At 57.7% G+C, this 13,921-nt stretch carries 12 protein-coding genes and 1 pseudogene; all 13 read right to left on the bottom strand.

What is annotated here, in order from left to right; translation table 11 throughout:
* Positions 1 to 229: 229 nt before the first annotated feature.
* A complete protein-coding gene (locus CFB45_RS38485; RefSeq protein WP_144025208.1) occupies positions 230 to 565 on the bottom strand; it encodes a hypothetical protein in 336 nt (111 codons plus the stop codon).
* Positions 566 to 732: 167 nt separating this feature from the next.
* Positions 733 to 1,296: a hypothetical protein gene (locus CFB45_RS38480; protein WP_124578458.1), complete on the bottom strand. Its 564-nt coding sequence runs from the start codon at positions 1,294 to 1,296 to the stop codon at positions 733 to 735.
* A 126-nt stretch (positions 1,297 to 1,422) separates the two neighbouring features.
* Entirely contained in the window at positions 1,423 to 1,902 is a 480-nt protein-coding gene (locus CFB45_RS19195; RefSeq protein ID WP_089426902.1) for an SMI1/KNR4 family protein, read from the bottom strand.
* Between the two features lie 10 nt (positions 1,903 to 1,912).
* A complete protein-coding gene (locus CFB45_RS39815; RefSeq protein WP_373558426.1) occupies positions 1,913 to 2,113 on the bottom strand; it encodes a hypothetical protein in 201 nt (66 codons plus the stop codon).
* 25 nt (positions 2,114 to 2,138) lie between these two features.
* The gene (locus CFB45_RS38475) at positions 2,139 to 2,426 is read right to left on the bottom strand and encodes a MafI family immunity protein (RefSeq protein ID WP_143329901.1); all 288 of its coding nucleotides are present in this window, start codon (positions 2,424 to 2,426) and stop codon (positions 2,139 to 2,141) included.
* A 146-nt stretch (positions 2,427 to 2,572) separates the two neighbouring features.
* On the bottom strand, positions 2,573 to 3,415 hold the full coding sequence (locus CFB45_RS39275) for an RHS repeat-associated core domain-containing protein (RefSeq protein ID WP_306427033.1): 843 nt from the start codon (positions 3,413 to 3,415) through the stop codon (positions 2,573 to 2,575).
* A 505-nt stretch (positions 3,416 to 3,920) separates the two neighbouring features.
* Positions 3,921 to 5,273, bottom strand: a complete 1,353-nt coding sequence (locus tag CFB45_RS19175; RefSeq protein WP_256978277.1) for an RHS repeat domain-containing protein — start codon at positions 5,271 to 5,273, stop codon at positions 3,921 to 3,923.
* 11 nt (positions 5,274 to 5,284) lie between these two features.
* Positions 5,285 to 5,896 carry a hypothetical protein gene (locus CFB45_RS39485; RefSeq protein ID WP_256978276.1) on the bottom strand — a complete coding sequence of 204 codons (612 nt, stop codon included), beginning with the start codon at positions 5,894 to 5,896 and terminating at the stop codon, positions 5,285 to 5,287.
* Between the two features lie 53 nt (positions 5,897 to 5,949).
* A pseudogene (locus CFB45_RS19170) lies at positions 5,950 to 6,171 on the bottom strand (type VI secretion system Vgr family protein); the annotation flags it as partial.
* Positions 6,172 to 6,330: 159 nt separating this feature from the next.
* Positions 6,331 to 6,873 carry an SMI1/KNR4 family protein gene (locus tag CFB45_RS19165; RefSeq protein ID WP_089426898.1) on the bottom strand — a complete coding sequence of 181 codons (543 nt, stop codon included), beginning with the start codon at positions 6,871 to 6,873 and terminating at the stop codon, positions 6,331 to 6,333.
* Entirely contained in the window at positions 6,867 to 11,183 is a 4,317-nt protein-coding gene (locus CFB45_RS19160) for an RHS repeat-associated core domain-containing protein (RefSeq protein ID WP_256978274.1), read from the bottom strand. Before CFB45_RS19160 ends, CFB45_RS19165 begins: the two co-directional genes overlap by 7 nt.
* Entirely contained in the window at positions 11,180 to 11,644 is a 465-nt protein-coding gene (locus tag CFB45_RS19155; protein WP_059584433.1) for a DcrB-related protein, read from the bottom strand. Before CFB45_RS19155 ends, CFB45_RS19160 begins: the two co-directional genes overlap by 4 nt.
* Positions 11,645 to 11,661: 17 nt before the next feature.
* Complete coding sequence (locus tag CFB45_RS19150; protein ID WP_089426897.1) at positions 11,662 to 13,800, bottom strand: type VI secretion system Vgr family protein; 2,139 nt, start codon at positions 13,798 to 13,800, stop codon at positions 11,662 to 11,664.
* Positions 13,801 to 13,921 lie beyond the last annotated feature (121 nt).

Here is a 13,921-nt window from a genome sequence, read left to right as displayed (position 1 = left end):
CTACTCGGCACGATGCGCGACTTCGCACAGCGCGACCGTATCGTGCGACGTTGGCCCTTACAGTTGCGTGATGATCAGCCTGCCCATCCAATCAGGATCTGCACATCGCGCCCGACACAAAACATGCATCATCGATTAGCCACATTCCACCGATCTTCGGACACGAATAAGACTTGCGCGACCTGAGGGGGGGGGTGATTTTCACGGGTATCCCACATTTCCTATGTCGTTAAGAAACGTTTCCCACGGCAGCATTCCAGGCGCGCTCGAAATCCTCCTCGTTGATTTCGTCATGTGGTGAGATTTCAAGCTCGTCCTTCATCCCGTCAAATAGCAAAAAACCAATATCAGGATTCCAATCGTGCCGGGATGACGACGCGTAGACAGATCCATTGTCAGGTCGACTAATCTGGCGCGTCGCGACACCATCAACAAATTCCGTGAAAATCTCTCCGAGGCCACATGGAAACTCTGTTCTGGAACAGAAATATTCTTTCCTCATAAGCAACCGATCCACTTTATTTACGCGCTTCAAAACATCACGTGACCTCTTCTCTTCAACCAAGGAGGTTCCAAGATGTGACCCGTCTCCTTGTCCTCACATTGCCCCCGCGGTGCGGGTGCCTATGGCAGCGGGTGCATCACATCCCCTGCAGGACTTGCATAGAGTCCCGGCGATACTCCCGCAGCACACCGCCGCTATTTACAACGCTCGCAGCACAGGTTTGTTGTTCAAGGTGTTCCGAGATTGAATAGCCACTCGTGATATTTCCTCTTGTCCTGATCGGACAAGATTCCTGCAACAAGATCCCTGGCAAAGTTCTTCTGTGCGTTCATTTCATTTTCAACCGGATTCATCGCATGCCCACCAATCAACTCGAAACTTTCCAAGTAGTCAATCCGATTTATCAGAACCTCGGCGCATGCAACCAATCGTTCAACATTGTGCCCAGTACACCATTGAGCCAAAAAGGATAGCCCCGCCAGCAAATCAGTCGCCCCCTGGGCCGCAGCGTCGTCTTCCATTTCGACTGCATCAGGATCCCAGTCCACCTGCTCCAGATCACTTAGCGGATTGGAGTTTTCGTTTCCATTCCACACTTGATCCAGGTAGTCGCCGACTCTCTGTCTGATCTGTGCGCCTGCACTTCCTGCATGCGTAGCAAGGAATTCGAATATTGAATCATCGTGCGTAAGTCCAATACAGCACCAAACACCAAAACGAGCAAGGTTATCGAGCTTTCCAGCAGCAAGAACTGATTCGAGATATTTTTTATGTGACTCGATATCGAACATACTCACTTCCTAATGGCATCTGGTGAAAGGTGCGGCCGGTCAGCGACTTGGCGAGCTTGATCAGTTTCAACTTTCTTACAAATGTTCGCCCAGCCGTGGATTGCCATCGCTTCGCAGGACCGAACGCTAGCCGAATGCCTCGTCTTCAGAAACGAGCGAGCTGATGAATTGGTCAAATGAATCAGTCAGACGCCGATCAGCTTTCTGGCGATTCTCCAAGTCCGTCAACATTTCGTCGTAGGTGTCGGTCAACCAATAATGTACGGCACCGCTATCAGTGTCGATACAGAAAAGATTACCGCCAGGATCAGTGGCAAATGGAACAAAGGTTCGAGGGTATCCTCCCTGACCCGCGACTCGCGCATAAATGCTTTGAACGTTAGGCTTGCTAGCGTCCTGCGTTCCGATAGGAAGGAATTCATGGATCCATATCGGCTCCCAATCATCCTCCATTGGAAACCCGTCGAGAACTGGCATGCCACCATTGAACTTCAGGTAGTGCCCCTTCATCGCTTCCGGTAGCTGGACGCCTAAATCGCTCTCGAGCTTCTCTATGCCCGATCGGTCAATTGCGGGTCCAGACTTCGAGAACTCATTTTGCTTCATACTTCCTCCGTTAGCATCCTCGTTTGGGACTACGCCCCTTCAACCATCCCTGCTCTTGGGCGACCCGTACGGCCTCGGCGGAATCGTATGCAACGCCAAAATGCTTTGCAAATTGATCCGCCGAACCCGCATGCGGGAAAGTGTCGATATGTGCTTGCGTTTCAACCAGTTGCATCGTCGTGCGCCCCGTCTCAGGATTGAAGTCGTTCAGATGGTGCCACGTATATCCGGTGGCATCAGCCTTTGAAATATTCGCTTCTTTGAATGCCTGAACATAGATTTTTCAAATATGAGATTATTTTCTTTCCAAGAGGAGAACCAAAAATCTCATTCAGAGAAACTATCTCACCATACTCTTCTCTCGACACCTCAACATCATGCTCACAAATATAATTGCACAAAGCATCAAGCGCCAAAGGAGCCTCATTAAAATCGATGTACCCCAAAGAAAAACTTATAACCTGATCCGGAAGACGATTCTTAAATCTTCCTCCAAGCACCCTCAATCTCTCCAAATCCTTCATTTACTTCGCCTCCGGCAAAATCGGAATAGGTCCACTATCAGGGAACGCCGTCACTATCCTACCGATAGCCGGCTGATAAACTGTGCGAATTTGCACGCCATCTCGAACTTCCCAAGACACCCATGTGGCCCGCTCCCCTGCCTTAGTTAGAGCCCCCCAGTTCCTGTCTGGGCATACCATTTAGTGCTCGGGGAATTAACAATACCATCGACCTCCGAAATTATCTTTGTCGCATTCCAAGATTCCGGAAATACGGTTTTCCCCGGATTACCGGGCCACATATGCCCACCGCTGGTAGGGCTATCACCATAAAGAATGTGCTTACGTGCCTTGGGATCACATCCGAACAACCCAAGCGGATCAACCCAGTTTATCGGATTACTATTAGCGTATTGATATAGGTTAGTTCCACCGACCAACTTGATCGGATCCGGGCTGATATAGCGTCCAGTATCAGGATCGTAGTATCGAAAAAGGTTGTAGTGCAGCCCCGTCTCTCGATCCAGATATTGTCCTTGGAAACGCAGATTCTGCGGCCGCGGCACGGAAACCGCTACCGACGACGTCCCCTGTACACCCCTCCAAGTCGGCATCGATCGCTGCGGCATCCGCGCGACCCATTCCTCCGTTACCGCGTTACCCCAAACCTTGTAGCGAGCCTGCCAAACCAGCTCGCCACCCGCGTCGGTCAGTTCCTCCGGCAATCCCGAAACATCGTTGTGGAAGTAATAAACCGCATCCCGCACATCCGCATCATTGGCCGCCGCCTTCCCTTGATCGATCCGGGCAAGCGGCACATAACTATTGGACTCGTACAAGTACGTCAGCGCTTCCTCGCCCTGACGGTCGTGATACGTCTCCTGCACCAACCGCATGCCGTCCCACAGGAAATCCGTACTCGCATAACTGCCATTGAGCTTCCGGATCCGCCGGCCAAACGCGTCGTACTCGAAATGCGTCGTCGCGATCCCGAGCCGGTCCTTCGTCACGACTGTCTTGAGCCGGTTCCAATCGTCGTATTCAAGCGTGAGCTCTTTAGCCGGGCCATGCCCACTGAGCTTGCGAACCAGCCACCGGATCTATGGCCACGACGCACGGGCACTGTGGACGTGGTGACATATGCCCCCCAGCACAGCGCCATTTTCCGCTGTGCCCGCACGATGCATTCTTCTTAATTTACATTAATCAAGTATAGTTACCTCCGCGACCTTCTTGGGACCCTCATAAATATCAAATGTTTTATGATTTATCATTCGCTCCTTCGGGGCATTATCCACGAGAAAATCAACCTCACCAAGACTCACCATTCCTTCATTTGACTCAAAAGGATCACCCAAATCAAAAACAACACTCCACGCATTATTTTGCCAATTAACATCCTCAGAAAATCGAGACACAGAATAATATTTTCCTGCCGCGGGAGGCTTTTTCCTCCCCCCCTTCGCCTCAGAAATCCAAACCACTCTAACGGAATGCACTTGACACCTCCAACCCTTACCTACAGCCAGAATAATTAACCTCTTTACTCCAAGTGACCCTTGATCTCGGATTATTAAGATCTTCTATCTCAGCATATCGTGCAGGCCCAATTCCATCGAGGTGTGGATCCTTGTGCATTTTTCCTGCTATATCATCAGGCACGTCTACTTGCACCACACTAAAAGCCCCCTCGCCATGTCCCATCGTATTACCCCACCTGACCGCATCCTGGTAAGACTCAGCAAACCACTTCCCTTCCATATTGCCATTAATAGTCCATTTACCGGATTCCATAAGCCCACTATACTCATCAAGACTCATGGACCGATACAAAACCATTAACCCAAGAGGATCAATCCATGTCAGTGAGTTAGGTGCGTACTGATATAGGTTTACGCCACCATTCAGACCAATAGGGTCTTGTGTAATAAATCGACCAATATCCGAATCATAGAACCGGAACGTGTTGTAGTGCAGTCCGGTCTCGCGGTCCAGATACTGCCCTTGGAAGCGCAGATTCTGTGGTCTTGGTACTTGGGCCGACGGCAGCGCAGCTTCTTGCGTCTGGCCCCACACCGCTGTCGGCCGCTGCGGCATCCGCGCAATCCACTCCTCCTGCACCGCATTGCCCCACACCTTATAGCGCGCCTGCCAAACCAGCTCGCCACCCGCGTCGGTCAATTCCTCCGGCAACCCCGATACATCGTTGTGGAAGTAATAAACCGCATCCCGCGCATCTGCATCATTAGCCGCCGCCTTCCCCTGATCGATCCGGGCAAGCGGCACATAACTATTGGACTCGTACAAGTACGTCAGCGCTTCCTCGCCCTGACGGTCGTGATACGTCTCCTGCACCAACCGCATGCCGTCCCACAGGAAATCCGTACTCGCATAACTGCCATTGAGCTTCCGGATCCGCCGGCCAAACGCGTCGTACTCGAAATGCGTCGTCGCGATCCCGAGCCGGTCCTTCGTCACGACTGTCTTGAGCTGGTTCCAATCGTCGTATTCAAGCGTGAGCTCTTTAGCCGGGCCATGCCCACTGCGCTTGCGAACGAGCCGCCCATACGTGTCGTACTCGAACCGCTTGTCCTCGAACATCTTGAGCCGGTTGTGCTCGACATACCCGCCCGGATGATCGCTCGACACCAGGTTGACCGCCGCATCCCAGCGAAATACTTCCGACGGCAATCCCGGCCCCGCCGCCTGTTCGATGCGCCCCGTCGGGTCATACCGATAGCTCGTCGTGCCGTAACGCTGATCGCGCTTCTGGATCACGTCGCCAGCGGCATCGTATTGCCACTGCTTCGCAAGCAACTCACCGCCCGCCGTACCGCGCTGCGCAGTTTGCCGCGCACGACGACCCACCGCGTCATATCCTACAAATACTCCTTCAAAATTTCACCATCGAACGACTTATTCCCCGACACTTTTTTACCCAGCAAAAAATCAGTATCAAGCTCATTCCGGCCGATACCATTTCTCTTTGCAGCGAAAACAATGGTCAGAAACGGGTATGAATAGTAATTTGGATTTTCCATTACATCTCGAACCAACCCAGAATTGACCTCCACCACATTTATTACCCTCGGCAAATAAATACTCGCTACCTTTTCACATATCCATCGACATGCCGACTCAACCTCCACCTCATCCCGCGGCAGATCAATTGCCCCACCGACATTCGGGGAAAATGATTTTACCGTTTCCATAGACGTATTCATCGCCATAACCAGACCAGTTGGTATCTTCGGTCTGTATGGAGGATTTCTGCTCGCATAAAAATCCTGAAGACTAGGAGAATCAGCGGCAGCAGAAAGAATATATCCGTTTGCATTTCTCAGAAATCTGAATCCGATGCGCCCATTACCCATACCCTCTCGCTCAACAACGATCTCGCCCCTTGATATCTTGACACCTCGCTCGCTTATATTTTCCTTTAAAATCTCTTGCAATCTTTTCTCAAATATCCCCCTCAACTCCGCGCCCATCAACCCACCCCAACAATTCAGAATTAATATCCCCACCATCATTCGACCAAACTGTAAATCTTTACACCATTTCCGGAAATACCTTCCCATTTTCCATTGGGGGAGACCACTCCGTTATCGAACGCATTTTGCTTGCCGTGAATCACTGGCTTCGGCGTCGCGCGCGGCGCACGGTACGGAATCTTCTTCGGCAGCAGCGAGAAGCTGTTGCGGTACGGCAGCTTCGCGCTGTGCTGCGTATAGTCGTTCACGGCCTCGTGACGCACGTGCAGGATCCGGTCCCCGCTAACGGAGCACCTATTCCATCCTGCAATAATTCCGGATCTTGCCCGTCGTGCGGTTGCAGCGCGCCGGTCGTAACCCACAGGGTCACGCCGGTGCGTGTGTCGGAGGCTTGGGCAGAGTTGGACGTGGGGAATAGCCCCGCGTACATATCAAAACTGAAGATCCACCTTTACAGCACGAGGCGCATTCTCCGGCGGATCTTCCGGCGTGAGTCGGCTAACAAACTCCTGCAACGTGTCGGTGATTTTCGTCAAGCCCGTACCGCGTGGCCGCAAGCCCGGACCGACCTCGCTCTCATGATCCCAGAACTCAACCGATCGAGCACCTGCTGGATGAATTCTGAGGCAGACTTGATTTCCACCAGGTGCTTCTCCGATTGGAATCCAATCAGCCGGAATACGGCCCTTATATGTCTCGAACCTCTCGAGTATTGTCGATCCGTATTTGCTCGACAGTCCGTAGAGAAGCTCTAAAGAATCGGTACCGTCCTGTGCTGCCCACGGTGACGGTTCATCAGAACGAAACTTGATGAGCGAATTGAACTCGATATCCCCGCCGAAATGCAGCAACAGGTTTCTATAGTCGTCCGGAAGCAGGCCAACCTCGGCCTCCAAGGAAGCTAAAAGCTGCATCTTCCTTTCCGACGACAATTTGTCAGGAGTTGCTCCGAGTTGCGAAAGTTTGTCTAGCATCGCGTCTTCCTCATATCTGCCGCAGATCCCGTGTGCGGGACATTCCCATGTAGGTCAGATGGAATGAACTGAATTTCCGTCGCACTCAAATGATGGGGTGTAAGTCCCTTCTCTTTCAAGAGATTCTTGGCGGCGTTCGCACTAATTCCCTTGATACGACCAAGCTCAGCATAGACCGTTGGGAAATCAGTCCGCGTACCGTTAAGAACGTCTTTCTCGAAGGTCAACGTACCCTTTGACCATGTCGAGAAGTCAGGACGCCCCCCCTTGAAAGGAATCGGATCATTGCCTGTAATGGCATTTACTTTCGCATTGTCGGAATACCAGTTGCTGTTCCCAGGTTCACCGTCCCAACGACCGTTGGTGCGCGGCAACCTATCGGCCGCCCATCCCCACGGGTCAATCCATACGATCGGATTCGATCCGTACTGGTACAAGTTCATCCCGCCAATCAGCCCGATCGGATCCGGATTGATGAACCTTCCGATATCGGGATCATAGAACCGGAACGTGTTGTAGTGCAGCCCCGTTTCACGGTCCAGATACTGCCCTTGGAAGCGCAGATTCTGCGGTCGCGGTGCGTGCGCCGGCGCTGACGCAGCCGCTTGAACCTCTCCCCACACCGCTGTCGGCCGCTGCGACACCCGCGCAACCCACTCCTCCTGCACCGCATTGCCCCACACCTTGTAGCGCGCCTGCCAAACCAGCTCGCCACCAGCGTCAGTCAATTCCTCCGGCAACCCCGAAACATCATTGTGGAAGTAATAAACCGCATCCCGCACATCCGCATCATTGGCCGCCGCCTTACCCTGATCGATCCGCGCCAGCGGCACATAACTATTGGACTCGTACAAGTACGTCAGCGCTTCCTCGCCCTGACGGTCGTGATACGTCTCCTGCACCAACCGCATGCCGTCCCACAGGAAATCCGTACTCGCATAACTCCCATTGAGCTTCCGAACCCGCCGACCGAACGCGTCGTACTCGAAATGCGTCGTCGCGATCCCGAGCCGGTCCTTCGTCACGACTGTCTTGAGCTGGTTCCAATCGTCGTATTCAAGCGTGAGCTCTTTAGCCGGGCCATGCCCACTGCGCTTGCGAACGAGCCGCCCATACGTGTCGTACTCGAACCGCTTGTCCTCGAACATCTTGAGCCGGTTGTGCTCGACATACCCGCCCGGATGATCGCTCGACACCAGGTTGGCCGCCGCATCCCAGCGAAATACTTCCGACGGCAATCCCGGCCCCGCCGCCTGTTCGATACGCCCTGTCGGGTCATACCGATAGCTCGTCGTGCCGTAACGCTGATCGCGCTTCTGGATCACGTCGCCAGCGGCATCGTATTGCCACTGCTTCGCAAGCAACTCGCTGCCCGCCGCGCCGCGCTGCGCACTTTGCCGCGCGCGGCGCCCCACCGCGTCATATCCGAAGTGACTCGTCAGCTTGCCCTGCGTCCGCAGCACCTCACGATGCAGATCGTCCCGTTCGATGTCCGCAACCGCGGCACCGTCGAAACGAATCTGGTGCACGTGTCCGGACCCATAATGCAGCCAGTCGATCGTGCGCTCGCCGGAAATCGTCGTGCTGACACGATTGCCAAGCTCGTCGTACGTGTGCGCGAGCCAGCCAGTCGGCGTGTATTCCTCGACGACTTCCCCACGCTTGTCGTACTTCAGGCTGACCCGATTCTTCAACGATGGCCCACGAGCGGCAAGCGTGTACAACTCGGCCGATGTGATCCGGCCGGCCTCGTCATACAGGTATTCGCAACGCTCGTGCGCGGCTTGTTTCGCCGTCAGCTGCCCGATCGCATCGCGCTCGTATCGCGTCTCGAGCTGCCCATCGCGTACGATCGTTCCTTGACCGCACACGTCGTACTCGTACGTACGCTTGTGGCCATCGAGACCGATCTGCGCGGAAACGAGATCGCGATGATCATACTGAAAGCGATACGTCTCATGGTTCTCGTTGGTCAGGCTCGCCAACCGGAACGCGTCGTCATAGCCGAACTGCACGATCCGGCCCGCCGCATCCGTGCGAGACAAGAGCAATCCACGCGGATTGAGTTCATAGCGCGTGCTGCGCTGGTTCGGATCGATGACCTCAATCAGCCTTCCGGCCGCGTCGTAACGGAACATCTGACGTGCGCCATCAGCCGTCCCGATCCCCGTAACCCGCCCCATCGCATCCGTTTCGTAAACGGTGGCCTGCCCGGCCGCATCGGTCACCCGCGCGAGCGCACCGCGTGCGTCATACGCAAACCGTGTGACCTTGCCGGAACAATCGGTATACGAGGTCAACTGCGCCCGGCCATTCCATTCGAGGAACTTGTAGCCACCACGCGCGTCACGAATCGTATGCACGAGCCCGCGCGCGTCCCGGTAATACTCGGTCGCGAAACCCGCCGGATCGCGCGCCATCGTCAGGTTGCCGCGCGCGTCGTAACGATAGATCCATCGGGCGTTGGTCGGATCGATTTCCGCAACAGGCAAATCGTAGTGTCCGTTCCATTCTGTCCGCTCGACCTGGCCGAGCGCGTCGATGCGCTGCGTCTGCCGCCCGCGCTCGTCGTACTCGAAGCGAGTGACATGGCCCGCCGGGTCGGTCGTGCTCACCAGCTGCCGCATCGCATTCCATTCGAGCTGCCAGACATGCCCTTCGGCGTCCGTGTAGCGCGTCGGCTGCTGATCCTCGTTCCACGTCCATTGCGTCACGCGTCCGATCTGATCGGTGATCGTCACCGAACGCTGCGCGAGGTCTGCGTCGAACGTGTACGCCTCGCCGTCGTCGGTCCAATGGCGCACGACACGCGCGTCGCGGCCGACACCCTGCCACGCATAAAAGCAGTTCAAGCCGCCAGGCAGCGTGTGCTGGACCATCAACCCATGCTCGTAGGCGAACCGTCGCCCGGTGTGGCCGCTGCGATCGGTCACGGCCACGAGTTGGCCGGCGTCGTTGTACGCATAACGCACCAGCGTGTCGGGTTGTTCACCGTCCACGCCACGCGTCAGTTCGATCGTGGCAATGCGTCGAAGATGCGGTTTCTCGTAACCCAGCGTCAGCACGCGACCTGCGCTGTCATACAACCGCACCGGCCGCACGACCTCATCTGCCGATTCCTGCTCGACCTCGATCCAGTTGCCGTTGCGATCCTCCAGCCGCCGTAGCTTGAGCGTCTCGCTGTCGGCATCGCTGCCCGCGCGGCCGAAATCGCGATACACACCATCGACCGTTTCGACCACATAGTGACCGCCAGCCGTACAAATCAGGTAAATGCCTTCCGGCACGCTGAAATGACTCTCACCCGGCGGCACCGCCGGGAACTCGATATCGCGCCCCTGTTCGTCCCAGTACGTGATCGACGTGACGACGCCGTTCTCTCGCGCCAACCTCAACTCGACACTGATCGGCACGCTCCAGCCGGCCCCGAACAGGCCATCGGCGCGATCGTCGTGGCTGCTGTAAAAACGCCGCCAGACGATCGGCAGCGGGCCCGGCAACACGAAGTCCGTATCGTCGCTGCCGTCGAGAATCTTGCCGCCGGTGATCACGTTGACCGGATGGCCGGCCGACGGCTGCATCTTGCTGCCGAGCCATGTACCGAATAGGCCGGCCGCGAAATTCATTGCGAGACACGGCAGCTTGCCCTTGACGAAATCGCCCCAGCTTCCCTTGCCTCGACCACAGAGCGCAAGCGCGATACCGATCGCCGCGCCGAGTCCGGCGACCCACGGCCGCGCTGCACTGATGTCGCGCACGGTCTTCGTGCCGCCGCCGAAGAAAACATCCGGCGAGCCCTTCGAGATCGTGCCGTCACAGGTGGTCTTGTCGTCAACGCGCGCCGCCGGCAGATCGTTGATGAACACCACGTCCGACCCTTGCGCGACGAATTGCGGGCCGGGGTGATCGCTGCACAGAACCGGATCCATGTCCGCGCCGTCGGCCGCGCGTGCGGCCGGCTTCCCGTTGACGAACACATCGGGCGAGCCGTTCTGGATCGTGCCCTTCTCCTCGGGCGGAGAAATGGCATTGCCAAGCCCCTTCGCGGCCTCATCGATCTTGTCGTTGAGACCCGAGCCTTGCATGTAAGCGGCCACGCCGACACCGATCGCCAGCACGATCGGCGTCGCCAAGCCGCCGGTGCCGATTTCGAGCGCACCCAATGCACCGAACACGAGACCTTCCGCTATCGTGGTCAGCGCCCATCCGATCCCCAGGCCGCCCAGCAGCGACCCGCCCATGCCGAGCAGGTCGCCCGCGAGCGTCGTGTGGGTAAAGGGATCGTCCTTACGAGCGGCCGGCTGACTCATGGGCGGCCGGCATCCGAAACCAGCGTGGGCGCAACCGGGCGCGGCTGGAAGCTCTCCAGCATGCGCGCGGCGAGCGCACGTTGTTCGTCGTTGAGCGGCGCTGCATTGGTCAACGTCATCACGATCACCTGCCCGCCGGCATCGAGCCGAAACGCCGTCTGCATCTGGTGAAAGGTGCGGCCGTCCTGTTCATGCGTCGATTCCGTTTGCACGCCGGGGCATTCCGCTCGCCCGACCGTCACCGGGCGTCTCGACTGCACGTTCAGATTCTGCGCGGTGCGCGACGCCTGCGCCCATTCGCGCTCGACGAACGCATCGATCGACTCCTGCTCGCGCAGCCGGCCGCGGGACACGACGAGGCTCAGCCCGCCCGGGCCGACGGGAAGAATCAGCATATTGACGGTGCGATCGAGCGCCGCGTCGGGCAGCTCGAATGTGCCTTCATGGATTGCGTAGTGCATGGCTGGTTTCGTTCGAGTTACTTGTTGAGGTCGATGCGCTTGCCGTTGACCATCACGCCGTCGTCGGTCATCAGGATCACGGAGCCCTTGTGCTCGAGGCGGATGCCTTCCGGCGCGAGCGAGATGGAGCTGTCCTTCACCTTCAGCAGGATGCCGCGCTCGGCCATGTAGACCTGCGTACCGCCGCCGCCATCCTTGGCCGGCGTCGTGACCTCGACGGTGGTCGCCGTGGTGCTGCGTTTCTCGGCGATCGTCTCGGTCAGGTTGCCCTGCGGGATCTGCTTCTCTTCGCTCCCCGTTGCCACCAGCACGGTACGCATCGGCCCCAGCACCTTGTGCGTCTCGTTGTTCTCGACGACGGTGTTCATGTCCTTCTGCGCGTGCATGAAGAATTCCTGCATGCCGTTCGTGTCGGTCATGCGGATTTCGTTCGACCCCTGCCCCTTGTGCGTCTGGCTCTTGATCCCCATCGTCTGGCCGGCCGCGCCGTGATACGGATTGCCCTGCTCGCCGTTGAACACGCGGCCGACGATCACCGGGTTGTCCGGATCGCCCTGATTGAACGCCACCAGCACTTCCTGCTTGATCCGCGGAATCGCGGCCGCGCCCCAGCCGTCGCCCGCCCACGGTTGCGACACGCGCACCCACATCGAATCGGAGCCGTCCTTCTTGCCGCGCCGGTCCCACGGGAAATGCACCTTCACCGCGCTGCCGTTCGTATAGATTTCCTCGCCCTTCGGACCGACGACGATCGCGGACTGCGTGCCGTGAATCACCGGCTTCGGCGTCGCGCGCGGCGCACGGTACGGAACCTTCTTCGGCAGCAGCGAGAAGCTGTTGCGGTACGGCAGCTTCGCGCTGTGCTGCGTATAGTCGTTCACGGCCTCGTGACGCACGTGCAGAATCACGTAATCCTGGTTGTTCTCGAGGACGGGGTGATTCGCGACGGTCACGGCGCCGGCCGTCGTCATGCGCCACGCGTAGCCGCCGCCGGTATAGCGATGGGCTTGCGCCTCCTCGGCCTCCATCGCGAAACGCGCATAGCGGTGGCCGTCGTCGCCGTGGTCGTACAGCGACTGGTGCTCGAAGCGCTCGGTCGCATCGAGCCGCGCATGCTTGAGGTTTTGCGGCCCGGCCTCCACCAGCATCAGCGGCGACGACGGATTCTGGTGATTGAAGTCGCGGAACGTGACCTTGCCGACGCCGAAGCGCCGGCCTTCATGCAACTGGTCGATGCCGCTGTCCTCGCTGGCCTCGGTCGCGGCGAACGGTACGGAGGCGAGCCCGTCGATCGGGCGGAACAGCAGGTTCGTGTCGCCGATCACGAGAAAATGCTTGTCCTTCTCGTAGCGGTGCGTCCACACGAGCCCCTCCTGCTCCATCAGCCGCGCGCAGAAGTTGTAGTAGCTCTCCTGGTACATCACGACGTACTCGAGCGGCTTCTGGTTCGTCCGGATGTCGAACACGAAATCGGAGAAACCGTGTTCCTGGAAGATCTCGGTGAGGATGTCCTGCGCGGTCTTGTTCTGGAAGATCCGGCAGTCGGTCGAGCGCGTCAGGAACCAGAACCACGGCACAGCCGTCAGGTGGTATTGCGTGACGTTCCCGGGGTTGCCGGCCCGGTCGAACGACGCGACGTAGCCGTCGAAGTAACGGTCGTTGTCGGCGGCGCCCGATGCAACGACGCGTTCGAGCGTCGACAGGCGCGCCTGCTGGTCGAAGCGGATCTTGACCTGCTGGCCGATCAGGTCCTCGGGGCGCAGGTCGTGGCGATGCGACAGCAGGTCGAGGTGGATCTCCGGCAACCGGTTCACGTGCTCGTCGACGACGGCCGCGCTGACCAGCAGCACATCCGGGCCGAGTGGTGTATCGAGCGTGACGTAACGATTGAGCTGGGTCAGGCGCGCGGGGTTGGCGGCGCTGTTGATCGCTTCGGCAATCGCGCCGGGCGTCTTGTCCATCAGCGAGAAGCCGGTCTGCGCGAGTTGCATCGCGCGCTGGACGGTGTCGACGTGCCCGGCCAGGCCGGCGAGCGGCCCGACGCTGCCGGCCACGCTCGACGCCACAGGGCCGGCGAGCCCCCCGAGCGCGCTCAACGAGCCGAGCGCACCACCGCCCAATCCACTGGGAATACCCCCGTTCGGAGCGAAACTCATTCTTGTTCCTTGCGTGTGATCTCAGGTTCCATGAGCCGGCTCGCCGGCCCGCAGCCCCGATAATGTAGGGTAAAACCCGAACGCTTGAAAGATACCCGCAAACGTTTTCGTTCGGGCCCTG

Origin of the sequence: Burkholderia sp. HI2500 (assembly GCF_002223055.1) — a bacterium.
Lineage (GTDB): Bacteria > Pseudomonadota > Gammaproteobacteria > Burkholderiales > Burkholderiaceae > Burkholderia.
Note: the sequence above shows the minus strand (reverse complement) of the source record. Positions and strands in the feature narration are given on the sequence as shown.